Consider the following 26,931-nt stretch of genomic DNA (forward strand, 5'->3'; position numbering starts at 1 on the left):
TGCGATGGGCACCAGGCCGACCTCTCGGTCCCGGGTACCCGGTCATGAGACGGCAATGGGTCCTTCCGTGCGGCGTGGTCGCCGCGATGGTGGTGCTCACGCCTACCGCGATCGGCACCCGCAATACGCCATCGGCCCTCGGCTGGACCGCCATCCTCATCGGAGCCATCTGCCTGCTGACGCTGCTCGCCCTGGTAGAGCACCTGACCCCACCACCGGACCGGACCGATGTCGACACCGGGGAAGCCACGGCACCCGGTGCCTCGCGGCCGTCGGCCAGCGTAGCCGCGACGGCCTGTGCGTCAGGGGAGATCCCGCGGCCCGACGAGAGGGTCAGCTCGTCCAGGTCTTGATCTGAGCGGCGACCTCCCGCACCGGGAGACCGTCCCGGGCGGCGCGGGCCAGTGGGAGGACGGTGTCCAGGCCAGGGCTCACCGGCATCCCGCACGCCGACAGGTAGGCCGCGGTCACCGTGGCCGCGAACAGCAGGTTCCGCTTCTCCAGGCTCGGGTTTCTCGCCAGCTCGCACAGGAGCGCCGCGGCCTTGTGATGGGGCTCGGGGTAGACCTCACGGTCAAGGATCTCCGCCCGGTGGCGTGCTTCCGCCGCGACCGGGACGCCGTAGTCGACGACCTGGGGATCTCCCGGAATCTGCTGCGCCACCGCCAGGATCCACGCGATGTCGACGCGAAGGTTCACGCGGCGTCCCTCGATGCCGTCTCCGCCGTGGTGTCAGGGAGGCCGGGGTACCGGTCCTCGCCGACTTCCGCGTCGAACACGTCCGTGTACGCGGCCAGGAATGACGAGGCGCCAGCCATGAAGGCCGCGCGGGTCTGGTTCACGTCGGCCTCGATCAGATCAGCCACGTACCCCTGCAGGCTCAGGCCCCGCCGCTTGGCCCGGTCCTCGGCGGCGGCTTTGACGGCGTCGTCCAGGCGGATGTTCGTCTGCTTTGCCATACCCACACTGTAGCTATGTGCCAGTACCAGCACATAGCAAATGGAGAGGCCGGTCCGGGACCCGGAGCGGAAGATGGGATCATTCCGGGGGCAAGTGGGACGGGCGCGCCGGGAGGGGCAACATGATCGACCTTGAAGAGCGCGTGAACCGCGTGTTCAATCCGGACCTGCGTCCCCTCGTCGGCGAGGCGTACCGCTGCTACGCCTCCGGCTCGGCCCGCGGCGCGATCGTCCTGACGTGGACAGCTGTCTGCGCCGACCTCATCGCCAAGGCCCAGATCCTCCACGAAGAGGGCGAGAGCCACGCGAAGGACCTGGTCGCCGACGTGGAGCGAGCGCAGGGCAGTGCGGAGTCCGAAGCGATCCCGATCATGCTCGGCCTGGAGAAGACCCTGCTCGACACGGCGGAGAAGCTCGAACTGATCGACTTCACCCAGCGCAAGCAGCTGGAGCGGATCCGCGACGACCGCCACCTGTGCGCGCACCCGTCCATCCGTCCCCTCGGCGAGCTCTACGAGCCGACGATGGAGTATGCCCGCGCCCACCTCGCGGCCGCGCTGGACGCCGTGCTCATCCATCCTCCGAGCCAGGGCCGCAAGATCGTCGACAGCTTCCTCAAGCACGTCGTGGACCCCGGCTTCGTCTACGACACCGAGTACCTCACCCACACCTTCTTCGACCGTGTCCGTCCCAGCGCCAGGTCCAAGGTTGTCGAGGCCGCCGCCAAATTCGCTGTCCTGGCGATCGAAGACCCCGCGATCAAGATCAAACCGGAGAAGTTCGCCGACCGGATGGCCAAGTGTCTGCGCAGCTTCGCCGCACGTGACGCCGACCTCGTCAAGAAGGCCGTCGCCAAGCAGATGACCCGCCTGGAGACGGCCGAACCCTCCGTCCAGCTCCAGGCACTCGGCCGGCTCGGCGACCTCCCGGCCTTCTGGGCCTCCCTGGGCACCCCCGTGCGCAACCTCCTGAACACCAAGATCGAGACGATCGGCACCCGGGCGCCGTACAAAGACATCACCACCGCCGAGGCCAAAGCCCTGGTCGCCCACCCCGAACTCCGCAAGACGCTGCCCGCCCTCACCACAGCGTTCTCCAACCTCTGGTACATCCCCCGCGCCGACATCATCGAGCAGCGCCCTGATCCGTACTTCACACCGTTTCTCCCGGCGCTCCTCAAGGACGTGGGCACCTTCGACCGCGGGCAAGAAGTCGCGGAGAAGGCCGTCCTCCCCTGCGCCGGCTTCCTGTCCCTGCCAGAGCTGGAACAAGTCCTCACGGAGTGGAACGAAAACGACCAGTGCTGGGGCCGCGCCATGCCTGGCTACCTCGTCGAGCTCTACACCCTCACGAGCCACCTCGGCGACGGGAGCAGGAGCCTCTGGGCGCCGATCCTGGAGGAGGTCCGGAGCGACGATCGGGTCTTCACTCTCCTCACCTCCGGCATCGGATCAGACGAAGCCGTCAGCACCTGAAGCCGGCCGTGTCGGACCCAGAGGGCATGATGATCCTCATGACGGACGAAGAAGCCCCTGCACTGCCCCTGACGGCGGGTGGCGTGCGCCGTCGGCTGACCGTCGCGGTGTGGTGGTCGGCGCTTGCCTGGCCGGCGCTCGCTCTCGCCCTGACACCGTTCCTTCTGTGGTGGCTCGACATGGGCATTGGCGAACTGACCACGGCGGAGGGCGCAGCCGGGGTAATGCCGGCTGCCATCGCCGTGGCCTACTTCGCCTGGCAGGCGGCACAGTCCGTCCGCGCGGAGCAGAGGACGATCGCCGACAAGGCCCGTGATCTCGACTTCGCCGCCACCCTGCCGGACAACCACTCCCAGCTGTCCCGCGCAGCACACGACTTTGGCACCGCCCTCCTGTCGGCCTACAGCCCCTTCAACACTCGTCTCCTGTCCCGGCAAGCGGCGGTGACGGCTGCCCGGCAAATCTCCCGTGAAGCGGAGGCCGAGGGCCTGAAGCCCGAGACGGTGCAGTTTGTTCGAGGACTTGCCCGAATGACGCCGTAGCCGACCGGCAGACCGGTCGCCGCGGTTCGCCATGAGACGCAGAGGTGCGCTGCCGCGGTGAAGGGGAGCGGAACCGAGCCCTGCCAGGACGGCCACGTTCGCCGACTACGGTGATCACCATGACACTGGGGGACATGCTGCAACGCCACGCTGGGCAGGCCGTGGTGGCAACCGCGATCATCAGCGAGGCCGTCATGACGCAGTTGCGCGGGCCGGCGGCGGGGATCGCCGTCGGCGTCGCGGCGGCGGCAGGCGGACTGTGGGCGGCGCAGGGTCGCGCCCGTCAGAAGTCGGCGATCGCCATGGGGCCGTCGGCACAGGCGCTGACCTGGCAGCCCCACGCAGGCCGTAGGCCTCGCCCGTCCGACAGTGACCTCTACCGCCACTTCGCGGCCAGGATGCGGCAGACCACCGAGCACGTACGCCGCACCGCCGCCGAGCGCGGGCTGGAGAAGGTCACCCTGGCCACCTCCGACGAGACCGGTAGTTGGGCCGATGCCCGCTCCACCGGCCATGGCCGCCGGGGACACGTCTGGCTCGGCATGCGGTGGCTCCACCCTCGTCACACCGCCCACCTTCCCGCAGTCCTGGAGCACGAGCTCGCCCATCTCCAGCGCCGCGACACCGGCAAGCGCATCGCCGCCGAGTCCACCTTCGTGGCGACGGTCGCCCTGGCCGCCGGCTTCCTGTCGTTGCCCGTCTTCGTCCTGACCGCAGCGGCCGCCTGGATGTTGAACGCCCTGTTCTTCTGGTGGGGCGAACTCGCCTGCGACTTCGCGGCCGTCCGTACCTGCGGCCGGACCGCGGTGGCCGACATGTGGCGCGAGGACCTCGAGCGAGAGCGGGACCGCGCCCTTCTGCAACGGATCTGGGTGACGGCCCGAAGCGTGCGCACCCATCCACCTAAGCGCCTGCGGATTCTGTGGGCCGAACACGTTCCGCTGAGCGACGGACTCGGCCAGGAGCCGCACCCGCTGCACCCGGCGGCGGCAAGCTGATCCGGCATCCCCGTCTTCCCAGCGTCCCGCTGCTCTGCGCCCAGACCGGGGCCGCCCTGGTCCGACCCGCGATCCGATTCTCCGATATGTGCGATAAGGCGCCGGTTGGCGCGGTACGTTGAGCAGCAGTCCCCCTGGACGCCGCGTCCCCCCGTGCGCTGCGTCCGGGGGCGCACTCCGCCGGTCCGCCGGCACCTGTCCCGCAACGACATCACGGGCTCTCGACCCCGCGCCTCGTCATGACGACTCCCCCTCCCTGGGATGACCATCGGCGGGCTCCACGTCATGGTTCGGCCACTACCCTGATGGCCAGCGGAATCGAGGAAGCCACATGAAGCGCACACGAGCTGTCGAACTGGTCGAAGCGATGCTCCACCGGCTCGACGGCCCCCAGGAATGGCCCCTCCAGCTGGTCCGGCAGGTGTGGCTGTTCGGCAGCTTCGCACGCGGCGCCACCGAGCCCCACGACGTCGACGTCGCTGTCCGGTTCGAGCGCGACGAACGGATGAAGCAGGCCGTCGTCCAGGCCATCTTCTCCGGCGGTAACCCCTACGCGCCGCTGCACCGCGCGCTCGCCGGGTCATCGCGCGGGCTGCAGTTCCAGTTCGAGGACGCGGCACGCAAGCAGCTGGAGGCCGAAGGCACTTTCATGCTCCCGCTGTGGCAACGCGGCGACACACTCGCCGAAGCGCTCGGCGTGCTCCACGCGATCGCCGAAGACCCTGAAGCCGGCCGGGCCGAGCGCCACGACATGATCGACGCCTTCGAAGGCCTCGACCGGCACATCCCCCGCCCGGTCCGGGCAGAACTGATCGGGTGGCAGCAGCAGGAGGCCATCACCATCTCCCGCATCACGCTCCCCGACGCCCCGGACGACACCAGTCTGCTGGCGACCCCGGACATGCGCTGGGCCTTCCGCCGGTGGAACGACGACAGCCCGCTGCGCCGCGCGGCCCTGGCGGGTCTGGCCCTCATGAAAGAACTCGCGGTCGAGTTCGACGACGTCGAGCTGGCCGGTCAGCGGCTGCCCACATCGCGGCGCTTCGTGGGACACCGCAGTGAGCCCCGCTGGTGGATCAATTGGAAGTGGCAGAACTACCAGAGCATCCCGTATTGCGTCACCCGCGCCGACGGCTGGCTGGAGGTCGTGCAGCCCACGCGGTCGCGCCCGCTGAACGCGTTCGTGATCAAACCTGGGCCCAAGGCAGCAGTCTTCCGACGCTGACCCCTTGAGGGGGCAGGCCGCGACGCGAAGCGCGCCCACCTTGCGACCATGCACCTCGCCTCCAGGACGCTGCGACCAGCGATGGCGTCGAAGTCAACCGGTGAGAGCCCGGCCGGGCCGTGCCTCAGCCCCGAGCCTCACATCCTCGTTCACGGGATCGCTCGCGTGTGTCGAAACGATGTTCCGTTTGTCGGCGGGTGGGGCTACTGTCCAGAGACGCAAGATCGTAAAGGGGGCACATGACCATCACCGACGCTCGACCTGGCCGGCCTCCAGGCATCCGCCGGGGCCCCGATGGGCTCACCGACAGGCAGCGGACCATCGTCGACTGCATTGCCCGTTCTGTCGCTGACCGCGGATACCCGCCCTCGATGCGTGAGATCGGTCTGGCCGTCGGCCTGAAGAGCACCTCCAGCGTCGCGCACCAGCTCCTTGCCTTGGAACGCAAGGGAGAACTGCGTCGAGACCCGCACCGTCCTCGTGCCTACTGCCTCCCCCTCAAGGCATCGAAGAGGGCGCACGAGCGGCCGGAGGGCGAGTCCGCAGCGGCGGAGGTCCCTCTGGTCGGGCGGATCGCGGCCGGTCCACCGATGCTTGCCGAGGAGATGGTCGAGGACACCTACGTCATGCCGCGCCAGCTGGTCGGCGACGGCGAGCTCTTCGCTCTGAAGGTGTCCGGGGAAAGCATGATCGAGGCAGCCATCTGTGACGGCGACGTGGTCACCGTACGGCGTCAGCAAGTCGCCGAGCCGGGCGACATCGTCGCCGCCATGCTCGACGGCGAGGCGACCGTGAAGAGGTTCCAGCGCGACGCGGCCGGCCACGCCTGGCTCGTCGCACACAACCCCAGGTTCCAGCCGCTTGCGGCCGATGACGCGGTCATCCTGGGCAAGGTCGTCGCCGTGATGCGCACCGTCTAACGATCCTCGCAGTGGAACCCGGACAGGCGTCTCCCGCCCCGGCCGTGCGCGAGCTCACGGCCGGGAGCGGCGCTGCATACGGTATGACCATGACTCTGCCGCTGGAAGACGACCCAAGGCCGCCCTACCTTCAGGCGGCCGAGGTGTTGCGCGCCAAGGTCTACAGCGGGGAGTACCCAGCCGGGAGTCAACTGCCATCGGCACGTCTACTCCAAGAAGGCTTCGGGGTATCCAGCTCAACCGTGCAGAACGCGTTGAGAGTGCTGAAGCGGGAGGGACTGGTCTACTCCGTGCTCGGCCGGGGCAGCTACGTCAGCGGCACGCACCCCGGCCTTCCGCTGGCGGCCGGGACGGCGCCTTCCCGTTTCCCCGACGCCGCGGTCACCGCCGAGCACGACCCCAGGCCCCCATACGTGCGGACGGCCGACCTGCTCAGGCAGGAGATACGGTCCGGGAACCTCCCGAGCGGCCGGCTTCCCTCCGCACGAGAACTCCAAGACCGCTTCGGCATCGCCAACTCGACCGCACAGAACGCGGTGCGCGTGCTCAAACGCGAGGGCCTGGTCTACGCGGTCAAGGGCAGGGGCGTGTTCGTCCGCCGCACCGCGCGAGAGGGCGAACAGCCCCTGCTCGACGAGAAGGCGTTGTCAGCACAGGCGGATTCTCGGCAGCGGCCACGAACCGAGGAAGAACTCGCCGCAGACCTGGCCGCCGCCGAGCAACGCCTTGCCCGTGCCGCCGACGCCTACCAAGCGGCCGGTGCTCAGCTCGACGTGCTCATCCGCGAGGCCCGGCGCCGCGGCATGCCCGTACCGACTGCAGCGCGTGAAAGGGACGGGGCCTCGACCTGATCCGAGACCAGCCGATTCTCCGTTTCCGCCCCGAGAAGAAGTCCGGCGGTGAACGATGGGAGCGTGACGCACGGGGACGCAGAGACCAGGCCACCGCTCGACCGCACCAACGCCCTCACGGCCTTGGAGGCTGCCCTCCAGTGGTGGGGGGCTGATGTGCCGGAGGACCCAGGAGCGGGTGAGCTGGCGCATCTGCTGGACGAGATCGTGGACCGTCTGCGCGACGACCGAAGGAACGAGCGGTCACGGGCGGCTGCCGAACCCCTGGTCCAGGCGGCGGAAGCACTGCGGGCAGTGGCGCGGCTCGGCAGCCTCCTGCCGGCGATCTCGTTGTGGCACCTGAGGACGGCGCTGCGGCAAGAGGCCACGGCCCGCAGTCAACTAGCCGCGGAAAACCATCTCCAGCCAGCCGGTCGCGCTCCCCTGTAGCCCGCGCCCGAACTGCGTGGCGGCGTGTCGCCCCTGCGAGCCGAACCCGAGGGATACAGTGGCGCCCTGCGGCATCGGTCTGCTGCTCCTCACGCGAACCTCGGCCCGCTGGTTCAAGGCGGAGGCGAAGAAGCTCGGCTTCGATCAGAGGATCCCACCGACCGCACCACCGCACACCAGTGCCTGTTCCTCATGCTCCGCGGGCCGACGGAGCGGAGCGAAAGGTACCCCATGCCGGACACCCGGATCAGCAGCCGCGCCCGGACCTACGCCCTCTACACCGGTGCTCCCCGCCAGCTCGCGTGCGACGTCGTCGCCGGCCTTCCCCGCCACGCACCTCTCATCCCGGCCCCCACCCACCAGGCGCAACTCCTGCTCGAGTCCGAGGCGTTCTACCGGATCCTCAGCTACCAGCGGGACTTCTTCGAGTTCCCCTTCGGGATCCGGTACGTACAGCCCACCGCGGAGGGAATCCGGCTCGACCTGGAGAGCACGGCGAGCGTCGACGGCCTGCTGGCCGCCCTGCTGCCCGGCCGCGCGCAGGCGGGCACCGGCCAAGATGAGATCCACGGTCTCAACGGGGTCCGGATCACCGCACGCACCGACCGCGGCATCGAGCTCCGCCGCCTCGGACAGCCGACCAGCATCCGGCTCACCGGAGTGTCCCGACGCGCGTTCCAGAAGGCCGAGACCACCCTGGCCGAGCGAACCCACGACATCGGAGGCGAGGCCAGCTGGCGTGCCGGCGACACCTGGACCGCCGACGAGCGGCGCTGGGAGGACGGGCGCCAGCCCCTGACCTATGAGTCCACCTGGCGCGAGGCGGCCTGGCTCCCCAGCGGCTTGCTGCGCCGCCTCGGCCTCCTCCACACCGTCGCCGTCCCCCACGTGGTCACCGGCCACGAGTCCCGGCTGGGGGAGTGGTGGATCCTGGAACTGGACCACGCCTCCGACACCGGTCTGCGCCGCGCCGAGCTGGTCCAGGCCCTCACCGACCCGGAGCACGGTCTGCCGCTGGAACTGCGCGGGCACCGCGACCTGATCCCTGGTGAGAGCCTGGGCCTGGTCCTCCTGAAGTCCCCGGACGGCTCCGCCGCCCTCCAGCTGCGCTACGACCGCTTCGACTACCCGGTCAAGGAAGAGCGGGCGGAGATGTTCGCAGCGATCCGGCGACGGATCAGCGCTCTGACGGGCGAGGCGTTGCTGCCGGCGATGCCTGGCTGCTCGGCCACCGGCTGAGCAACACGACGAACCGTCAAGGCCCATGTCAGCGCCCCTCCCCGAAAGGGCTGCCGCCACACAACTTCCCGCCCCCCGCCCGAGCACATCAGGCTCAGTGTGGCCTCGGTCACCGCTGCGAGCGCCATCCCCAGCCGCTCCAGGTCGGCGTGCGCCAGCACACCGAGGTCACGCCGGGCTATCGGCTTCCCGCTCCTCCCGCTCGTTGTTGCCCTCGTGGCCGTGCCGGCGGCCGTGGAACATCATCGAGGTACCGCCTTCGGGCAGGTACCAGCCGTCCGCGGCCATGTACGGCGGGATATAGGCCGGGTTGGTGTCGATGTTCAAGGGCGAGTCGGCGTCGGTGACATCGCGGATCACCCGGCGCTGGACCTCCCGGAAGCCGTAGCCGTCGGGTCCGTCGACCTCCCAGGTGATGTCCCGCAGCGCAGCCCGGCTGCCCTCGGGCGTGCCGGCGGTCTCGACCATGGGGTGGGCTTCGATCAGTCCGCCGTACAGGCACAGGACGATCAGGAGTTGGCAGACGCGGTCGGAGAACTCGCCGAAGCCGTACTCCTGGCCGCAGCCGCAATCAGGGTCGTGGGCGTGGACGTCGAACTTCGCCTCGTAGGGCTTGCCGGTGAGCGCGTACGGGGGGAGGGGGTGGCCCGTGCCGCTGGGGCAGCGGTGGGTGGTGTCGAACAGGTTGATCCAGACCTTGACGGACGTGGCCGCGAAGCCGGTGTACTCGGCTTCCAGGGCCTTCTCCAGGCGCTGGTGGGCCGCGTAGGCCTTCTCGTCCACGCTCTTCCAGCCCTCGCCGAGCCGGTGCCCGGCCAGGTGCAGGAACCGGTCGGTCAGCAGGGATAGCTCCTCGGCCGTTGGGAGCGCCCCGTCCGCCGTGCCGGACGTACCCGCGGGCACGTCCGGCACGGCGGCGGCTTCCTGGTGGCCGGTATCGGCGTCGTCGTGGGTTGGCCAGACCTGGGTGAGTTCCTCACCGGGTTCGGCGCGGCGGATGAGCGCGAGGTCGGACAGGGCCATCCCGAAGTGCGAGTGGCCGTCCCACACTCTCAGCCAGGGCACGTCCGCCGGGCCGGTGCTGTGCGGGTGGACGTCGGTGACCTCGACGCAGACCTGTACCGGCTCGGGGAACTGGGCGCCGGGCCCGTACCACAGGGCCAGTACCCGGGTCCGGGAGCCCAGGAACTGCCGGGCCTGGCGCACGGGCCCGGCGTACGCGGTCAGGCCGAAGCACTCCACGTCGCTCTCATCGCCCCCGCCCCAGCCCAGACGGCGGAACTCCTCGACGAGGGCCTTCAGGTAGTCCTTCGCGAGGAACGGGCCCGGATCCGGCTCGAGTGCGCCCTGCTCGGCGAGGAGGCGCACGGCCTCGGCGCGGCCGGCCTCGTCCAGAACCTCGGGCAGCAGCCCCTTCTCAGCGGCGTCGACGACGCGCTGCAACGCGCGCTGGTAGCCCATCTGCGTCTGCGCATCGAGGGCCTTGGCGATCTGCCGGCGGTTGGTGGGATGCGTACTGTGCTTCGGTGACACGACAGCTCCTGCGCGCTCTCGGTCCGTGCCGCCCCACCACGACAGGAGCCAGAGCGCGTACAGGGGCGGTCACACGATGATTGGAAGCGCCAAGCATCACCACTGCATCACCCTCCAGCGGCAGCTGGATTCGCCACGGCCCGGAGGTGGGTCCGGGCACGGCACGTCACGGTGAGGTGCGTTTCCCCCTGATGCTACCGGGCAGCCAGCTGGCCAAGGACGCGGTACGCCAAGCCCTCCGTGGGCAGCGACGGCCAGACCATGGGCGGGCCGAGCGTGCCCATCAGCATCGCGTCGGTGGGTAGGCCGGGCAGGTCGCGTCTCAGGGGCAATTGACGCGGGCCCACGCCCTGGCGGCGGCTACCGTGTCCACCATGAGCCCGTCCGGCCCGAGCGCCGTCCCGATCCCCCTGCACATCGCCGGCGAAGCGCCGGCGCCCCCGGCCCCCGACGTGATCGGCACGTCCGCCGGGGCGGGCCCCGGGCCCGCCCCGGCGGTGCGGCCGAACGTGGTGGACTGGGCGGCGCTTGGGGTGGAGCCGCGGTGGAAGGATCAGGAGACGGGCGACTGCGCGGCCGTCCTGTCCCCCGTCCTCGGACCCGCCACCGGCCTTGAGCCCTACAAGCGCTACGCCGCGGGAGCCCGGAAGCGTGGGGAGACCGCCCTCGTCGTCGCCTGCACCGGCGCGGGCGAACGCAGGCACAACGTCTTCTCCGGACACGTCGCCCCCGGCATCCACCTGCCCCACTACTACGGCTCGATCTCCGCCAACCCGCTCCCCACCAACGTGAACCCCGAACTCGCTGACGGCCTGGACCACGCCGAACACGAACTCGGCACCCGGCTGCTCAACCGTCCCCCGGACACCTGGTTCCGCCTGACCTACCTCAAGGACAGGCCCTCGCACCCCGGATCTGCCAGGATGTGGCCGCCGCCGGGGGAGGGGGAACTGCGCCCGATCCTGGTCGACGGCCTCGGCCACCCGGTGGCGGGGGTGTGGATGCCGACGGGCGGCAGTGCCCGGTGGTTCGTAGTTCCCCACGGCACCGACCAGCAGCTGCTGGTGGAGTGGCTGGTCCATCACGCGCTGCCCGCGTACGTGCCCGGCGCGCTGACCCGCGCCCGCTCGACCCTGGTGCGCGACCCGGCGCTCGCCACCGACGCCGAAGCCCGGCTGGTCGAGACGATCGCCGAGGAGCAGCGCGCCCACGAGCGGCGGCAGACCGAGCTGCAGCAGCAACTCACCGCGCTGCGGGCCGTGGCCGATCCCCTGCGCGACGGCCTGCTGTTCGGCACCGGTCGCCCGCTGGAGGATGCGGTACACGACGTCCTCGTGGCGGCCGGCGCCGCAGTAACCCGCCTCGACGACGTGTACGGCACCAAGTCGGCAGACCTGCTGGCCGAGTTCGGCAGCCGCCGAGTCCTGGTCGAGGTGAAGTCGGCGAACAACCGGCCACCGCAGAGCCTGCCCGACAAACTCCTCAAGCACCTGAACACCTGGCCCGGTCTGACCGGGACCGAGCCTGTTGACGGTGGCGTCCTGGTGGTCAACTACCAGATCAAGCTCCACCCTGCGCAGCGGGACACCGAGGTCTACACCGACCGCGCGTTCGCCGACGCGCTGACCGTGCCGGTGATCGGCAGCGCCCGCCTGTTCGACTGGTGGCGCCGCGATGACTGGGATGCCGTGCGACATGCCGTCTTCGGCGACACCGGCGTCGCGCAGCCTCCCGAGATCGCCGCGCTGGATGCCGATCCGAAGGCGTGAGGAGGTCCGGGATCGGGCGGGCCTCCACCAACACCAGCTGCTCGGCCAATTGCGGAGACACCAAGTACCAGCAGGACCGCCGTCAAGTCCCCGTCACCCGAACGGATTGCCGTGAGTCGGCGATCTCCTATGCTCCATGGGCGTGCCGTACCGTTTCCGGACTGTGTCCGCCCAGGGGAGGGCGCGGGCAGGACCTGGGAGAGGACGGCGACGGGGTGGGCGGGGATGCGACGGAGACGTGGGGCGAGAGAGCGGTCTGCCGGACCGCGGACCCGGACGAGCTGTTCGTCGAGGGCGCGGCCCAGAACCGGGCCAAGGCCCTCTGTACCGGCTGCCCGGTGCGCACCGAGTGCCTTGCCTACGCCCTCGACCACCGGATCGAGCATGGAATCTGGGGTGGCATGACCGAGCGTGATCGGCGGGCCCTCCTGCGGCGGCGTCCGCTGGTCACGTCCTGGCGTCGCCTGCTGGAGGCCGCGCGGTCCGAGCATGATCGGCTCGTGCGCCCCGACGATGACGCGCCGGACTGGGAAGCCACTGCTTGACGGCCCGCCCCGACGAGATCCCTACAGCACGTCGGCCTCGGCGTCGACGTACCCGAACGCGTGGGCCATGTGCACCAGGGCCTCCCGGAGCAGGTGCTGCCGCTCGGCCCGGTCCATGGCCGGCGCCGCGGTGATGGTGACGGCCAGCTTCGGCCTGGGGCCGTTGTCGTTCGGCCCGAGGGGCCCCAGGTCGACGAGGGTGTCCAGGACCGGCAGGACGCCGTTCTCGGCGGGCTGTTCGCTCGTGATCCGCAGCTCAGTGGTGGGCGGTGCGGCCCACTTCAGGCTGGCCGGGCCGCCGACGACGTCGGGCAGCAGCTCGGCGGCTGTCTCCCACGCGGCGAGCAGCACGGCCTGGACCTCGTCGAGGCCCAGCTGCGTGTCACAGCCGGGTCGGAGGGCTAGTGCCCACGCCTCCGGGTTCTCGATCAGGACGTCCGCGCAGGCGACCACGGTGGACTCCATCGTGGTGGGCAGGGCGAGCATGACGGAGGCCGTCACAGCCGGGGTGCCGTCGGGCCCGGCAATCGTGCACGTGTAGCCGGCGGAGCGGCCCGAGTTGCCGAAAGGCCCCCGCTCCCACCGGGCGGCGGGCAGCTCTGCGCCCCGGCGGCGGGACAGGATCGTCACCGCGCCGGCCACCGCACTGTGCGGCAGCTGCTGCTCGAGCTGCGTGCGCCGGGACTTGTTGATCTCCAGTGTGCTCGCCTCGGCCCAGGGCAGGTTCACCAGGGCCCGCAGGCGCAGCGCCGGTGTCTGGCCGCCGGTCCCGATCTCCGCCGAGCGGCCCTGGTTCAGGCTGAAGCGGGGTTCCGGCTGCCACCGCCACACGCCACGTCCCGAGCACGTCACGTGCCCCGGACCCCACAAGCCGCCGTCGAGGTCCACGCGCCGGGCGTCGGCCGGGATCACCCATGGGGCAGCCGTGCCCGCGGGCGGGCGGGGGAATCCGACGGCCGCGAGCGGATCCTGACCGCCCGGCGCCCGCCGACCGGCTTCGACAATCGCCTGCCAGACCGGCTCGGCGACGACGACCGCAGGAAGATCGGGGACCAGGCACAGCACCCAGCCCGGCTCGCCGTCGACCTCGTGCCGGACATCCTGCAGCGCGGCCGCGCCCTGCGCCCAGGCCTCCCCGCCGGGCTTCCCCAGACCCGCGCCGGCGAGCTCCTCGTAGGCCGCCCTCATCTCCCGCTCACGGTCCGGCAGGCCTTGGCCGACGCGCGGCCCGCTGTCAGGCCCCGCTTCGGACACGGCTTGCCGGACGAGGTCGGCGAGAGCCTGGGCAGTGGGCACGCCGGAGGCCCGGACACCGGCGGAGAGCAGCTGCACGATCTCGGCCCGGGGCAGCCAGTACGTGCTGTCCCCGTCCCGCATCGGCACCGCGACCGTGTCCGGACGCGGAGCCCCGGGTTTGCCCACCGCGGCCGGCACGGCAAAGAGCGCATGGTCGGTCTGCGCGGGGATCTCGATGAACAGCACCCGCTCGTCGCCCTCCGCCCCCGACCATCCAATGCGTACGCCGCGGGGAGCCGGGGAGACCCTCTGGCGGATCAGCTTGCGGATCTGGTCCGCGTTCACAGCAGCCGGGTCGACGCCGACGACATGGTCCAGGACCTCTTCGTCGTGCTCAAGTCGGGTGGCGATGCCGACGACGATGACCCCGCCGCCCCCGTTGGCGAAAGCGGCGACGTCCTTGGTCAGCTCCTCGACCGCCTTCGGATCGTCCGCCACCCGGTACGGAGCCTTCTTCGCGTCGAGCCATTGGGTCTCGCGCAGCCCGAGCAGAGAGCCGGGCCGATGGGCCTCCAGCTCGGCCAGGGCGCTCTTCAAGTCGTTCACCACTTCAGCAGTATCCACTGGCGCACCGGCCTCCCGCGGCCGGATTTCGCAACCGCGCGGCGGGAGGGAGGTCTTGGTGGTCCGCGTTCCAGTCAGGTGGTGCGCGCCTGCGTGTAGCCGACGATTCGCTGGGTGTCGTACTGCATCAGTGCGGCCAGGTCCTGTCCGGCCCACAGGGCGAAGCTCAGTGCGATCTCGCGGGCGTCTTCGAGTTCGGAGCCGGGCCGGAGGTAGGCGAGGAAGGGGACGGCGAGCCGTGCCGCACGCTCCTCGGGCCGCTCACCGGGCGGCGCGGAGGCGACGACGGTGAGAAGCTCCACGCAGGTGGGGCCGGCGGGGTGCGGATGGCGCTGGGTCAGGCTGACTTCGTCGCCGAATGCGCGAAGCCAGGAGTCGAACCGGTCCTGGTCCCCGCCGAGGAGCTGGGTTCGGTACCCGGCGTGCTCGGTGGCCAGCCACTCGATCAGGACCAGGGCTTGTGGGCGCAGCCTGCCGGCGTCCCGCCAGGTCTCCAGTGCGCCCGTCAGAGCGCCGTACATTTCCATGTCGGCCGGCGGCGCCCCTTCGCCGCCCGCGCTGTGATAAGCGGCTTCTCCCTGAGCGGTCATTCTGAGCAGGGTGAAGGCGGTGCTGCGAGGACGGGACTGCGCGGTGGTGTCTGACATCGGCAACTCCTGTGCGGTGCTCGGCGGATGAGTGCTCGGGAAGCGAACTCGGCGGTTCGCGGTGGGGATCAGCGGATCGTCTGAGGCTTCGTCCGGAAGGAGAGGACGACGGCCTCGGGTCCTTGTCCCGGGGCGCCCTTGCAGGACTTCTGGTGGCCCGCGTGCCAGAGGCCGGCTTCCTCCGGCAGGAGATCCAGCTCGGAAACGGAGCAGGCTCGGCACGTGGCGGTGCGAGTCTCGAAGTCGTACCCGTACAGCAGGTGGGTGCCTGACGGACGCGGGTTCATGGGCCCCTCTCGAATGCCGTCCTTGTGGACATCGTGGTGCACCAAGGGCTCACTCAGGCGGTTCCCGGTCGGGCTGCGGCGCGGGCAGGGTGTGCGACGGCCGCTCCCGCAGGGACAGTAGAAGGTCGCGGGCCGCGACCGCGTCACCGAGGGCGCGGTGCCGGCCGCCGAGCCGGAGGCGCGTGCTGGTGCCCAGCCACATCGATCGGCGCTTCATCAGGCACTGCCACGCCTGCACCGAGTGCAGCCAGCTGGGATCGACGCCGAGCGCGCGGGCGTGGCCGACGGACATCCGCCTGTCGAAGTCGCTGTTGTAGGCAAGGACGACCCGTCGGTCGACCGTGGCCAGGAGCTCGGGGAGGACGGCGCTCCACGGCCGGGCGCCGGCCACCATGCTGTCGGTGATGCCGTGCACTCGGGTGGCCCCGGGCGGAATGGTGATGTCCGGGCCGGGGTGGACGAGGGTGTCGATGAGGACGGAGCCGTCGTGCGCGTCGACGGCGGCCACCTCGATCACGCGATCCGCAGGCCCCAGGCCGGTGGTCTCGACGTCGAGGACGCAGGCGACGCCCGGCTGGAGCATGTCGTGGGCCCAGTGCATGGTCTGGCCCACCGGGCCGAGCAGCACCAGCCGCTGAGCATCGACAGCCCGAACGAGCCGCAGCGGCAGCAGCTCAACGACCTCCTCACGGCCCGGCCCGCCGCCGCGCGACGGCGCCCAGTCGAGCGTCCACCGGTCCGTCGCCGAGGTGTACCGCGCCCAGGCGTCCACTCCTGCGGCACGCAAGGCGGCCGTGACGCCGTCGACCAGGCGGGCTCGCTCGGAGGCGGACCCGGCGAGCTCCCGCCAGGGCGAAGGGCAACGAGCCTCGGCACTACGCGCTGCCGCCCAGTCCAGCGGTTCGGCGGCGACGGCGTCGAGCGCCGAGGCGGCGAAGCGCAGCGTCCCGGTGGAGCTGCGCCCGACGGGAGCGAGGAGCCCGGCTTCGATGAGGTAGGCGAACTCGCGACGGTGCAGGCCCAGGTAGCGGGCGGCCTGCTCGGGGCCGAAACCACCTTCGGTGCGTTCCCGTGAGGGCACGGGCACAGAGGCCGTGGCCTGGATGTCCGTCTGCTGCGGTTGCATCGCCGAGTCCCTTCAGTCCCTACGCCTGAGAGCCGTCGTCGCGGTCGGCCTGGTCGGCCTGGTCGGCCAGGTGGAGAATGCCCCGGGCGCCGAGGACGGTCTCGAACATCACCAGGCGGCCGGCCTGGTCGGTTCCGGCGGCCGCGTCACTGAACCATCGGCTGGAGCGCAGTGCCGCGGCGACACACTCGGCCGTCGCGTCACCCGACGTGTCGGGCACCGGCAGCTCCGGCAGGTCCTCCAGCTCCATGTCGAAGTGCTCCAGGTGCTGGACGAGCAGGTGGGCCAAGGCACGCGACGGGTCGCTGGTGTGGCGGTCCCCGTCGTGGAGCTCCATCGACCCGGGAAAGACGACGGCGCGGGTGAAGAAATCGCACAACGCCCCGAACACCTCTGGGTCCGGGGCGTGACCGCGGTCATCGCGTGCCTGGAGGGCCCACCGCAGGATGACGTCCACGTGCGCGCGCCGGGCCTGTTCCGCAGCGTCCGGAGCGCCCGCGTCACCGTCTTCACGGGGGGCGGCCCCGGCGGTTCCCTCTGCCTCCGCGGGAGACGGCGCCGCAGTGGGCACGGCGTCACCGTCCAGTTCGGCCTGCCACCGGTCGAACGCCGCGGCTTCCTCCTCGGCCCGCTGGTAGGCCGCGTCGTACCTGTCGTCTCCGAGGACCGCGGCCGACTCCACCCACTGCGTGAGGAGCGCGGCGTGCTCCCACCGGTCCTCGGATGCCGGGAGCTGGTCGCGGCGCCCGTCCATGAGGGCCGGCAGCAGTCCGATGACCGCGTCCGGCGCCGCCAGCACCGGCACCGGCAGCGCGTCGAGCTTGTCGCCGCCCCGCTCCCGGTACGCCCAGCCCGTCGACGAGTCCCACACCAGCTCCAGCCCGTTGGGCCACTCCTCGCCGGTCAGCTCCGCAACGCCGCCGATCCATGTCCACCGGGCCTCCGTCGCGCCCCGCGCCTCCGCCCGGCGCACCGCGAACTCGGCATCCGCGTAGCCGGCGCACGCGAGAGCGCCCTCCATGACGCGCGGGTACTTCTTCCAGCCCCTGAACGGGTCCACGGTGTGCCCTCTTCTGCTGCTTCGAACGGCCTTGTCTGTCCCGGTCAGCCTGGCAGCCGCCACTGACACCACCCCGCCAGCGATCGAACCTGAACCGAAAGTGCGACCGGCTGTGCGATTCCTGCGGCCGCCCGGCACCCGCCAGGCCCGGCGAGCCGGCGGCCGCAAGCCCGGCCACCCGCCGGTGCAGTCTCTGAACGAAGCCAGCCCCGGGCGGCGCCGTACGCTGCCAACGTGGCACCCATGGAATCCGTCAGTACCGCCCTGAGCCGTGTCTGGCCCGCCGAACTGCGCACCGACCGTCTCCTTCTCCGCCCGGTCACCCGGGAAGACGGTCCTCTGCTGGACGAGTTGCTGACCGACGACCGGGTCCGCGCCCACCTCGGCGGTCCGGTCACGCAGGATCGCGTCGTCGCCCGGCAGGCCGCCTACCCGACGACGGCCGGCGCCTTCACCGTCGTCCGCGTCGCCGACCAGCGCCAGGTCGGCCTGGTGACCATCGGCGCCGACCACAGGTGCGAGGGCCGCGCCGAAATCTCGTACCAACTGCTCCCCGTCGCCTGGGGCGAAGGCATGGGCCGGGAGGCCGTCGCCGCGGCCGTCACCTGGTGGACGGATGCCGTCCCCGGCGGTGGTCCGCTGGTCGCGGTCACCCAGAAGGCCAACCGCGCCTCGTGCCGCATGCTGGAGGCGATCGGCATGACGGTTGTCGACGAGCTCGACGAGCACGGTGCGCGCCAGTGCGTCTACACCCCCGCGGGCGACCAGGAAGACAGCGATCTGCGCTGGTTCCGCCTGCTCGCCGAGCGCCGGGACGCCGTCGAGCGGCACCGAGGCGCGCAGGTGCGCGCGACCGCGGCCGGCCAGGGCCTTCCCGACGACCTTTCGGCGCTCGCTCCCGAGGAACTGGCCCGGCTGTGCCCTGCTCGCCACGGCGCCTACGGCCGGATTTGCGCCCGAGTGGCCGAACACACGCCGGACCTTCACCTGGGCCGGGCACAGGACGGCGCGTGGATCGCCTGGCTGACGTCGGCTGACGCCTGATCGCCCACCCCGGCGCGGCCAAGGGGCTCCGTCAGCGCTTAGAACTCGTCGGCGCGGATGGGGACGAGTTCGGCGACCTCGAACTGGGTTGTCTGCGGGTGCAGTTCGAGGAAGCGTGCGATGACCTGGGCGTGCGCCTGACCGGTGAACAGGTCCAGCGCCAAGCGGTCGAGGGGACCGTCGTCCAGCTGCAGGTACGTCATGGCCAGATGGGCGCCGTGGTGCAGGGCGTCCTTCTCGGTGGGGTAGGTCCAGGTGCTCAGTCCGCGCCCCGGCTCGCTGCGGTGCAGCAGAACCCACGGGCCGCCGGCCACCCCCGTGGGCGCGCCGGCCAAGACCCGGCACATGCGGCACCACGTCACGTTCGCGGCAAGGCGCTCCGCCGGACCGGCACCCCACACCGGCTCCGGCACGACCACGCGCGGGACATCCGGCCGTTCGGGCAGGGCCTGCGGCTCCCGGGTGAGCAGTTCGGGGACCCGGTGGGCGGTACGGGCGCGGCCCTTCCTGCCGGCCGGGGGCTGCCACAGTGCACGCGGCCACGGCTCGTCGAGCGACACCGACGGTCCGCGACCGACGGAATGGCCGAGGTCGACCAAGCCCTCGTCGGACGGTGTCGGCTCCTCCCCTGGAGGCAGCGGCAGCAGCCACCCGACCGCGTCCTTCACCCAGGCCTGCCCACAGCCGCACCAGTGCACGGCGGCATCCTGCTCGGCGGGGCTGTCGTACCATCCCGGCTCCTCCCGGCCCAGACCGAGGCGCGCCATGCCGGTCGGCTTCTCGCACGGGCAGGACGCGAACCGGTACAGCTGCACATCGGGCTGCTCGTCGCGCGAAGCGTGCAGCCACGCCGGATGGACACCCAGCGCCCCCGCCAGCGCCTCCCGCTCACGATCCCCGGGCCGGGAACGGCCAGCCGCCCAGTGCCCGATCTGATGCGCGCCGACACCGACGTCGCCGCCCAGGCCGACCGAGGTCTTCGCGGCCGCCTCCTGCAACAGCCGCAGACGCCGTACGAAGGGGGACAGCTCCAGCAGAGCCCACACCGGGTGCTCCCCACAGGGCTCGACGTACTCCGGATCGTCCTCCCATAGCTCGTGAAGCTCGTTGTAGGACGAGGCGTGCTCGGCCAGCGTCTCGGTCACCCACCGGCGCACCGCGGCGTCGTCCGCCCACTGTTCATCGGTAGCCTTCTGAGCCGCCGCGTCCGCGTTCTCCGCCAGCACCAGCTCCTCGTGCATCGGGAAAAGGCACTCCTCGACGGCCAGCAACGCCCGGGAGGCGACGACACGGCGGGCCGGTTCCGGAACCGCTCCGCTCAGCACACCCGACAGCACGTCGACGGCCCGCACCACCAACCGGTCCTGCTGCTTCCCCCACCTGCTCACCCTGCCCCCATCCTGCGGCCGCCGCGGGCCTGCACGTGTCACATCATCCCGGCCATGACACGGAGGCGGGCGATAACGCCCGAAGTTCACCCCCACCAGAACAGCCCCGGCCTGAGCCCCGGATAGCCAACAGCGCCCGGCATCAGACCCAGCACGACCGCCAGCTACACGGCCGCATACGCTGGGCCGATGCCCGTCGTACCCCCGCTCTTCAGCGATGCCGAGACCGATCACCCCGCCATCGCCCAGTGGTGCTCCACCATCCTGGCCGGCGACACTGCCCGCCTGCTCCTCCTGGGTCCGCACTGGTCGGGCAGGCGTGTTGACCGAACTAACTCCTCTGTTTTCGCAGGTCAGTTGGGGTTCTGCTAGCTTCACCGCATGCCCAGTGATCGACGCTGATCTGTGCGGATGCTATTCGTCCCGACGCGGCTTGGCTGGCCCGCTGCCCATCGAAGTACTTGAGGCCAGCCATCGCGGCCGCGCGGGATGCAGAAGGGTTCGGCCGGCTCGAAGCCGTCACCTCCCAGTCCGGACGCAGGGCATCGGACGGGCTGCTAGTGTCCTGAGTCGGTAGTCTGCTTGCGGTTATAGGGTAGGGCAATGCCTGGTCCGAAGCCGTTGTCGCTGGAGCTGTCCGATCACGAACGCAGGGTCCTGCGGGGCTGGTTGCGCAAGCAGACTGCGTCGCAGGCACTGGTTCTGCGGTCGAGGATCGTGCTGGCGTGCGCGGAGGACCGGTCGAACGCCCAGGTCGCGGACGACCTGGGTGTCTCGCGGGAGACGGTGCGTAAGTGGCGGTCCCGGTTCGTCGCGGACCGGCTGGAGGGCCTGGTGGACCGGCCGCGTTCGGGTGCACCGCGGAAGATCACGGACGAGCAGGTCGAAGCCATGGTCGCCAGGACGCTCGGCCAGAGCCCACCAACAGGCGATTCGCACTGGTCGACACGTTCGATGGCCCAGGCGCAGGGCATGTCGCAGTCGGCCGTCTCGCGGATCTGGCGGGCCTTCGGCCTCAAGCCCCACATCGTGGAGACGTGGAAGCTGTCGACCGGTCCGCAGTTCGTGACCAAGGTCCGTGACGTGGTGGGCATTTACCTGTCGCCGCCGGAGAACGCGCTGGTCCTGGCGGTGGACGAGAAGTCGCAGATCCAGGCCCTGGACCGAACCCAACCAGTGCTGCCGATGGCCCCGGCCACGCCGGCGAAGATGACCCACGACTACGTCCGGCACGGCACGACCAGCCTGTTCGCCGCCCTCGACATCGCCTCCGGATCAGTCATCGCCCAGCACTACCGCCGCCACCGCCACCAGGAGTTCCTCCGCTTCCTGAAGGTCATCGACGCCGCCGTCCCCAAGGACCTCGAACTTCACCTGGTCCTGGACAACTACGCCACCCACAAGACCGAACCGGTCAAGAAGTGGCTGCTGCGGCATCCCCGCTTCCACCTGCACTTCACCCCCACCTCGGCGTCCTGGCTCAACCTCGTCGAGCGCTGGTTCGCCGAGCTGACCTCCCGCAAACTCCGCCGCTCGGCCCACCGCAGCGTCATCGAACTCGAACGCGACATCCGCCGCTGGATCAACGAGTGGAACAAGAACCCCAAGCCGTTCGTCTGGACGAAGACCGCCGACGACATCCTCGACACACTCGCCGCATACTGCACACGAATTAACGACTCAGGACACTAGCTCTAGCCACGATCCTGGTCTTGCGCGGAGGGAAGATCGAAGACATTGTCGTCGGAGATTTCCTTGCGAGACTTCGGGAAGTACCTCGGCATCAAACCGGCCCACTGCGCCTTGCCTACTCCTGGCTTCGCAATCTCGGACACTTTTCGTCTGACGCTCCAGTCACCCTTCGCCTGATCGAGAATCGTGCAGGTCAGGTTACCCCAGCCGACCTTGTGGACCGGTACCACATTCAACACAAACCGGTCCGTGACCTCCTAGTCGGCTATCTCACCGAACGGCAACCGAGTGTCGACTACAACACGCTTAAGGGTTTGTCAACTAATCTTGGCCAACTGTTCTGGGCTGACCTCGAACATCATCACCCCGGAATTGAATCGCTCCGCCTTTCCTCCGATACAGCAGCCGCCTGGAAGGCTCGCCTCGCGGTAAAGACTGTTCGGAAGCGGCGCCCGGATGGGACGATCGAGGATGTGACTGAGCCACGTGCTTCAGCGCCATCTGTGATGATGGCTGTCCGAGCTTTCTATCTGGATATTGGGCATTGGGCTCTGGAGGAGCCCGAGCGATGGGGGCCGTGGGCCGTTCCATCTCCAGTTTCCGAAGCTGACTGTTCCGTCAAGAAACTTGAAAAGCAAGTCAAAGCGCGGATGGATCAGCGCACTCGCGAGCGGCTGCCCTACCTGCCGGCACTCGTACGCGTCGCTGATCGTCGCCTCAAGGAGGCAAGCGAGCGGCTCGCCGCCTTGGCCCTGGCGCCTCTGGGCTCCACCTTCACGGTCCTTGGAGAGGCGTTCACTGCCGCGAGGAGCACCTCTCGAACTGACGGCCAGGCAACCACGGCCTACGACGTTCAGGGACGACGCCGCGACCTACGCATGGAGGAAAAGCGGACCTTCTGGGCTTGGGCAACGATCGAGATTCTGCGACACACAGGCATACGCATTGAGGAATTGCTAGAGCTTGGTCATCACAGCATCATCAGCTACAAACTCCCCACAACCGGCGAGATTATTCCCCTATTGCAGATCGCCCCGTCGAAGGTCGACCAGGAACGACTCCTGCTCATCTCCCCGGAGCTTGCCGATGTACTCAGTGCCGTGATCACGCGTGTCCGCCAGAAAGATGGGACTGTCCCCATGGTTTCGGGCTATGACCATCAAGAGCATGTCTGGAACGATCCCCTCCCTCTCCTTTACCAGTGGAAGGTTAGCGAAGAGTATCGTCCGGTTTCGGTGAATACAGTTCGGAAATCTTTGAACGAAGCCCTAGCGGCCGCAGGCTTTACCGACGCCTCTGGTGGATCGTTGAATTTCCAACCGCACGATTTCCGTCGAATCTTTATCACGGACGCAATTCTAAACGGGTTGCCGCCGCACATCGCACAGGTAATTGCAGGTCACGAAAACATCAACACGACCATGGGGTATAACGCGATCTATCCGGCTCAGGCGATCGAAGCGCATCGTGCGTTCATCGCTCGCCGAAGGGCTCTGCGTCCGGTTGAAGAGTATCGCGCTGTGACTCCAGAGGAGTGGCAGGAGTTCCTCGGTCACTTCGCACGCCGCAAGCTCGCCCTCGGCGACTGTGGGCGAGCTTATGGGACCGACTGCATCCATGAGCACGCTTGCGTCAGGTGCCCCGTCCTCATTGTTGACTTCAGTGAACTCCCCCGCTTGTCCGAAATTCGCGACAACCTCACCGATCGGATCGCCGAAGCCGAAAGAGAAGGGTGGCTCGCCGACGTAGAGCAGCTATCCGTCAGCCGTGCTGCGACCGAGGAGAAAATCGCGCAACTCGTTGCAAGGAATGACCGAAAGAAATCTCCTGTATTCCTCGGCATACCATCGCTCGAGCAAACTGTTGCAGGCGTCAGTGAGAGTCAGGGAACCTAGGCTACAGCAGGATGCCAGGTTAGATATCGCGCATAATTTCCTGGGGGAGGGAGTGCTGCCTGAGATAACTTCCCATGAATTTCGCCGCACGAGGGTCGTCCGACAGAAGGGATGCGATGTACCTCATATCGGCAGGGTTATTTTCGCAGCGCTTCACCATCGTGGCGAACACCACACCGACGTGGAAGCGGTTGTGAGACACTCCCACCGTCATGACTCTTTTTAGGCTCAGGCGACGTAGCCCGCCGCTATACTCTGCCACCTGAATTACCTTATCGAAGAAGTCTGCGATGTCGTCGGTGTAGTTGAAGGGGTGCCCTCCTTCGGAATACTCATCGAAGATGCGGATCATTTTTTCGAATGTTACGGGGTCCTTCGCGTACATCCTTTCCAAAATTTCAATGGGTAGCGATGGGACGAACTCCTTGTAGAACACCTCATCCTCGGATGAGTCAACAATCAGGCGGAGGAGTAGAGGTACGGCTACTTCTTGACCTTCAAGGGCTTTGGACCTCAGCTCGTTCGCCCGAATTGTCGGCGTTGCCAACTCTTCAGCTGGAGCGATGAGCAATTCCATTTCCCTTCTGACCTCCGACACGGACTGGAAGCGATCCTCTGGCTCCTCGGCTACGCAGCGGATAATAAAGTGGCGATATTTCACGTCCAACTTCGCGATTCTGGCGCGCGGGAACGGAACGTCGCCTACCAGGCAGTGGTAGATGATCTGTCCGATGGAATAGATGTCTGCCGGGGCTTTTGCCTCATGGGCGTTGTCGTACTGCTCTGGCGCCATGTATGCGAAAGAACCGACGGCGGTATTCACCTGTGTGATTGTGCTGCTGTTAGAGTTCATCTGTCTACATAGGCCGAAGTCAGAGATTACCCAGCGGTCTTGTAGATAAAGTAGATTCGCTGGTTTCAGATCGCGATGCAGAACGCCCTGCTCGTGCGAATATTCAAGTGCCGTAAGGATTTCCGTCATTACCATGAAGGTTTCCTTCTCGGTAAGCGGCCCCAATTTTAGCAAGTCCTCAAGAGAGTGTTTAGCAAGCGGCATGAAGAAGAAGGGCTTGTTCGCTTTCATGTTCATGCCCACGATGGGCATGATGCCTGCATGGCGCAATTCTGACTGATAGCGGACTTCTCGAACGAAGCGCTTCCGGTCTGCTGAACCTTCGGACATGTTCAAAGTGTCCAGCGGGTACTTCAGAGCGACGCTCTCGTTGGTGTCAAGCCTCGTCGCTCGCCAGACCGTGCCCTGGCCACCGTCTCCGAGTCGCTCCTGCTTCGATACGCGAACCATCTCAGCCTCCCTCGTACCGGTCCGAACCGTGCATCGGAGTCTAGAAGTTGGCCACGGCTTTGGGCGCAACTCGTCTTACATGGCCTCTTAGTTCGGAGAAAGTCCTACGCCGCCTACGCCGGGCTGCGCCGTCTCCTTGCCGCCGGCTATCGCGAGGAGAACATCACCGTCCACCAGGCCCACGAGCTCGGGCGCAGCTACGAGCCCGGCATGATCGAGAACACCACCGCTGTCACGGTCATCGACGACCTGACCCTCTCCGTCGACCTGGTGCGCGAGGCGAAGGTTCCGCTGAAGCCGGATTCGGCCGATGTTCAGGCCATGATGGCCCTGGAGGCGGGAGCGCTCGCGGATGCCGTCGCCCGCCTGAGCCTGCTGCCGCGCCGTTCCTGGCTCTTGATCGTCTCGAACCTCGACCGCCTCGCCGAGGCGGTCGGCCAAGAGACCGCCGACCGCCTCGTCGCCGTCGCAGAGCAGGCCGAACTCACCGCCCGCCCCTGGCCGACCTTGCGCTGGTAGCAGCCGGACACGCAGCACGCCCGTCGCACCTAACCGAGCTGGACTACGCTGCGCGCTGTCGGCAGGGCGCAGGAAGGGGCGGGTTGTGGCCAAGCGGACGAAGGGTTCCGAGAAGAACCGCAAGGAGCCGATGTCCGGCGTCGCGCGCCGGCTGTGGGCGTTCTCCGGCAACGAGTGCGCCTGGGGCGACCCGCACTGCTCAACGCGGCTGGTCACGGAGGAGGGCGCCTGGGTCGGCAAGATCGCCCACATCATCGGTGCCGAGCCCGGCAGCGCCCGGCACGAGGAATGGGACAGCCAGGACGTCGAACAGCTGCGAGACTTCGGCAACCTGATGCTGCTGTGCGGGGTGCACCACGACCTGATCGACAGCAGCATCACCCGGCACGACTACACCGTCGAATACCTACGGGCAGTCAAACAGAAGCACGAGGCCACGTACCAGTACACGGTCGAGGCCATCGAGGCCGAGTTCCGCGACACCGTCAACGGCTCCCGGGTCCGGCCCGCCGCCACCATGCGCCGCTTCTTCGCCTGGGAGGATGCCAACCAGGATCCGGAGGACGAACAGGAGACCCTCGAACTGGTCAACCGCTTCGCGCGGCGGGTCGGCGGCCTCACAAGGATGGCCCGACAGGTCCTCGCTCTCGTGGTGCACGAGGAGAGCACGGACTTCGAACTGGTGCTGAGGCGCTTCTCGGCGGACCGTACGACGCTGCTCAGCGTCGTACGCGAGCTGCAGAAGGCTGAGATGGTCTACCTCCACGACGAGGAGTTCGACGAGGACCGCGGGCAACTGTCCCTGCTCAGCGGCGCTCTGGAGGGCCTTTACGAGATGTGGGACGAGCTCCGGGCTTCTGCCACGACGAGAAGGTCGACCTGAAGGAGCTCCTGGTGGACCTCGACTTCTCCCGCCTGGACTAGGCCGCCGACGACCGCACGACCTGCGCCCGGGGAGTGACGGCCCCGGCCGTACTGCGTCCCGTCACGGGGACCGGGGCCTGTCCCGCACACTCCATTCCGGCACGGGCCACGGCGAGCCTAACGTGTGACCCGAGAGCGCCTGCACGGATTCCCGCAGACCCGACTTCCCGGCCGCCAGGACAAGGAAGCGAGGACGAGCACGGTGCGAAGACTGCCACAAGGCGTTCACGCGGCCGGCTTCCGCACAGGACAGGCGCCGCGAGCGGCGTCACCGACTGCACCGTCCTCCCCGCCCTGGACGCGCGCCGTGGCGACCGCAGCGGGGACACCGTAGAAGCCACCGAACGCCTCGACCCCGCGCTTCCCCTCCAACTGGGCAAGCAGCGCCGCCGCCGCCACACCGCGCGCAAGCTCACTCGCCGTCCGGACCACACGGTCCTGTGCGCGCCCCGACCGAGGCCGACCATCGCTGAACTGCAACACATCACCGTTCTCGCCCAGGCTGCCGCCAGCGCGCTCGGCCTCACCACGCAGCCAGTTTTCGGCCTCCTCGCGAGAGTGGCCCCATTGCCGGAGCTTGTACGCGATGTCAGCGCCGCACAGAGGAACGGCGAAATCCAGGAAGAGCCGCAGCTCCGCAATGGCACTCAATGGTTCAGGCTGACGCATAGAAATACCTCCTAGAATGCGTAAAGTCGAAA

General features: G+C 68.8%; 26 protein-coding genes. 15 read left to right on the plus strand and 11 right to left on the minus strand.

Annotation, left to right across the window (positions count from 1 at the left end; translation table 11 throughout):
• Positions 1-333: 333 nt before the first annotated feature.
• Together PZB75_RS30665 and PZB75_RS30670 are read right to left on the minus strand one after the other, a co-directional pair.
• Positions 334-699 carry a hypothetical protein gene (locus PZB75_RS30665; RefSeq protein ID WP_275538948.1) on the minus strand — a complete coding sequence of 122 codons (366 nt, stop codon included), beginning with the start codon at positions 697-699 and terminating at the stop codon, positions 334-336.
• A complete protein-coding gene (locus tag PZB75_RS30670; protein ID WP_275538949.1) occupies positions 696-959 on the minus strand; it encodes a hypothetical protein in 264 nt (87 codons plus the stop codon). Before PZB75_RS30670 ends, PZB75_RS30665 begins: the two co-directional genes overlap by 4 nt.
• A gap of 122 nt (positions 960-1,081) precedes the next feature.
• Here PZB75_RS30670 and PZB75_RS30675 point away from each other — a divergent pair, with 122 nt between their 5' ends.
• From PZB75_RS30675 to PZB75_RS30710, 8 genes are all read left to right on the plus strand, one after another.
• The gene (locus PZB75_RS30675; RefSeq protein ID WP_275538950.1) at positions 1,082-2,434 is read left to right on the plus strand and encodes a hypothetical protein; all 1,353 of its coding nucleotides are present in this window, start codon (positions 1,082-1,084) and stop codon (positions 2,432-2,434) included.
• A 26-nt stretch (positions 2,435-2,460) separates the two neighbouring features.
• A complete protein-coding gene (locus tag PZB75_RS30680; RefSeq protein ID WP_275538951.1) occupies positions 2,461-2,976 on the plus strand; it encodes a hypothetical protein in 516 nt (171 codons plus the stop codon).
• 119 nt (positions 2,977-3,095) lie between these two features.
• On the plus strand, positions 3,096-3,974 hold the full coding sequence (locus PZB75_RS30685) for a M48 family metalloprotease (protein ID WP_275538952.1): 879 nt from the start codon (positions 3,096-3,098) through the stop codon (positions 3,972-3,974).
• A gap of 331 nt (positions 3,975-4,305) precedes the next feature.
• Positions 4,306-5,199 (plus strand): nucleotidyltransferase domain-containing protein, encoded by an 894-nt coding sequence (locus tag PZB75_RS30690; protein ID WP_275538953.1) that lies wholly within the window; start codon positions 4,306-4,308, stop codon positions 5,197-5,199.
• A 239-nt stretch (positions 5,200-5,438) separates the two neighbouring features.
• Positions 5,439-6,119: a transcriptional repressor LexA gene (lexA, locus tag PZB75_RS30695; protein ID WP_275538954.1), complete on the plus strand. Its 681-nt coding sequence runs from the start codon at positions 5,439-5,441 to the stop codon at positions 6,117-6,119.
• Positions 6,120-6,208: 89 nt separating this feature from the next.
• Positions 6,209-6,970: a GntR family transcriptional regulator gene (locus PZB75_RS30700; protein WP_275538955.1), complete on the plus strand. Its 762-nt coding sequence runs from the start codon at positions 6,209-6,211 to the stop codon at positions 6,968-6,970.
• A gap of 48 nt (positions 6,971-7,018) precedes the next feature.
• Positions 7,019-7,399, plus strand: coding sequence for a hypothetical protein (locus tag PZB75_RS30705; RefSeq protein ID WP_275538956.1), 381 nt, complete (start codon positions 7,019-7,021; stop codon positions 7,397-7,399).
• A gap of 231 nt (positions 7,400-7,630) precedes the next feature.
• Positions 7,631-8,638, plus strand: a complete 1,008-nt coding sequence (locus tag PZB75_RS30710; RefSeq protein WP_275538957.1) for a hypothetical protein — start codon at positions 7,631-7,633, stop codon at positions 8,636-8,638.
• Between the two features lie 168 nt (positions 8,639-8,806).
• On the opposite strand, the gene PZB75_RS30715 is transcribed toward PZB75_RS30710, so the two are convergent.
• Positions 8,807-10,171 carry a hypothetical protein gene (locus PZB75_RS30715; protein WP_275538958.1) on the minus strand — a complete coding sequence of 455 codons (1,365 nt, stop codon included), beginning with the start codon at positions 10,169-10,171 and terminating at the stop codon, positions 8,807-8,809.
• 374 nt (positions 10,172-10,545) lie between these two features.
• Between PZB75_RS30715 and PZB75_RS30720 the strand changes: the two genes are divergently transcribed.
• Both PZB75_RS30720 and PZB75_RS30725 read left to right on the plus strand, forming a co-directional pair.
• Positions 10,546-11,940 (plus strand): hypothetical protein, encoded by a 1,395-nt coding sequence (locus tag PZB75_RS30720; protein WP_275538959.1) that lies wholly within the window; start codon positions 10,546-10,548, stop codon positions 11,938-11,940.
• Between the two features lie 215 nt (positions 11,941-12,155).
• Positions 12,156-12,485: a WhiB family transcriptional regulator gene (locus PZB75_RS30725; RefSeq protein ID WP_275538960.1), complete on the plus strand. Its 330-nt coding sequence runs from the start codon at positions 12,156-12,158 to the stop codon at positions 12,483-12,485.
• Positions 12,486-12,506: 21 nt separating this feature from the next.
• On the opposite strand, the gene PZB75_RS30730 is transcribed toward PZB75_RS30725, so the two are convergent.
• From PZB75_RS30730 to PZB75_RS30750, 5 genes are all read right to left on the minus strand, one after another.
• Positions 12,507-14,330 carry an RNA-binding domain-containing protein gene (locus PZB75_RS30730; RefSeq protein WP_275538961.1) on the minus strand — a complete coding sequence of 608 codons (1,824 nt, stop codon included), beginning with the start codon at positions 14,328-14,330 and terminating at the stop codon, positions 12,507-12,509.
• Between the two features lie 89 nt (positions 14,331-14,419).
• A complete protein-coding gene (locus PZB75_RS30735; protein WP_275538962.1) occupies positions 14,420-14,992 on the minus strand; it encodes a hypothetical protein in 573 nt (190 codons plus the stop codon).
• A gap of 68 nt (positions 14,993-15,060) precedes the next feature.
• Complete coding sequence (locus PZB75_RS30740; protein ID WP_275538963.1) at positions 15,061-15,279, minus strand: hypothetical protein; 219 nt, start codon at positions 15,277-15,279, stop codon at positions 15,061-15,063.
• Positions 15,280-15,328: 49 nt separating this feature from the next.
• Positions 15,329-16,405: a 3'-5' exonuclease gene (locus PZB75_RS30745; RefSeq protein ID WP_275538964.1), complete on the minus strand. Its 1,077-nt coding sequence runs from the start codon at positions 16,403-16,405 to the stop codon at positions 15,329-15,331.
• A gap of 19 nt (positions 16,406-16,424) precedes the next feature.
• Positions 16,425-17,465 carry a hypothetical protein gene (locus PZB75_RS30750; protein ID WP_275538965.1) on the minus strand — a complete coding sequence of 347 codons (1,041 nt, stop codon included), beginning with the start codon at positions 17,463-17,465 and terminating at the stop codon, positions 16,425-16,427.
• Positions 17,466-17,708: 243 nt separating this feature from the next.
• On the opposite strand from PZB75_RS30750, the gene PZB75_RS30755 reads away from it, so the two are divergent.
• Positions 17,709-18,509 (plus strand): GNAT family N-acetyltransferase, encoded by an 801-nt coding sequence (locus tag PZB75_RS30755; RefSeq protein ID WP_275539192.1) that lies wholly within the window; start codon positions 17,709-17,711, stop codon positions 18,507-18,509.
• Between the two features lie 38 nt (positions 18,510-18,547).
• Here PZB75_RS30755 and PZB75_RS30760 read toward each other — a convergent pair whose 3' ends face one another.
• Positions 18,548-19,897, minus strand: a complete 1,350-nt coding sequence (locus PZB75_RS30760; RefSeq protein ID WP_275538966.1) for an XRE family transcriptional regulator — start codon at positions 19,895-19,897, stop codon at positions 18,548-18,550.
• Between the two features lie 603 nt (positions 19,898-20,500).
• Here PZB75_RS30760 and PZB75_RS30765 point away from each other — a divergent pair.
• A complete protein-coding gene (locus PZB75_RS30765; RefSeq protein ID WP_275538967.1) occupies positions 20,501-21,589 on the plus strand; it encodes an IS630 family transposase in 1,089 nt (362 codons plus the stop codon).
• A gap of 20 nt (positions 21,590-21,609) precedes the next feature.
• Positions 21,610-23,484, plus strand: a complete 1,875-nt coding sequence (locus PZB75_RS30770) for a site-specific integrase (protein ID WP_275538968.1) — start codon at positions 21,610-21,612, stop codon at positions 23,482-23,484.
• A 19-nt stretch (positions 23,485-23,503) separates the two neighbouring features.
• On the opposite strand, the gene PZB75_RS30775 is transcribed toward PZB75_RS30770, so the two are convergent.
• Entirely contained in the window at positions 23,504-24,787 is a 1,284-nt protein-coding gene (locus tag PZB75_RS30775) for a serine/threonine-protein kinase (protein WP_275538969.1), read from the minus strand.
• A 210-nt stretch (positions 24,788-24,997) separates the two neighbouring features.
• Between PZB75_RS30775 and PZB75_RS30780 the strand changes: the two genes are divergently transcribed.
• Positions 24,998-25,306: a hypothetical protein gene (locus tag PZB75_RS30780; RefSeq protein WP_275538970.1), complete on the plus strand. Its 309-nt coding sequence runs from the start codon at positions 24,998-25,000 to the stop codon at positions 25,304-25,306.
• A gap of 85 nt (positions 25,307-25,391) precedes the next feature.
• On the plus strand, positions 25,392-26,189 hold the full coding sequence (locus PZB75_RS30785) for a hypothetical protein (RefSeq protein ID WP_275538971.1): 798 nt from the start codon (positions 25,392-25,394) through the stop codon (positions 26,187-26,189).
• Between the two features lie 266 nt (positions 26,190-26,455).
• Here the strand turns inward: PZB75_RS30785 and PZB75_RS30790 are convergent, their stop codons facing one another.
• Entirely contained in the window at positions 26,456-26,899 is a 444-nt protein-coding gene (locus PZB75_RS30790; protein ID WP_275538972.1) for a hypothetical protein, read from the minus strand.
• Between the last annotated feature and the right edge of the window lie 32 nt (positions 26,900-26,931).

The organism is Streptomyces sp. AM 4-1-1, assembly GCF_029167625.1.
Lineage (GTDB): Bacteria > Actinomycetota > Actinomycetes > Streptomycetales > Streptomycetaceae > Streptomyces.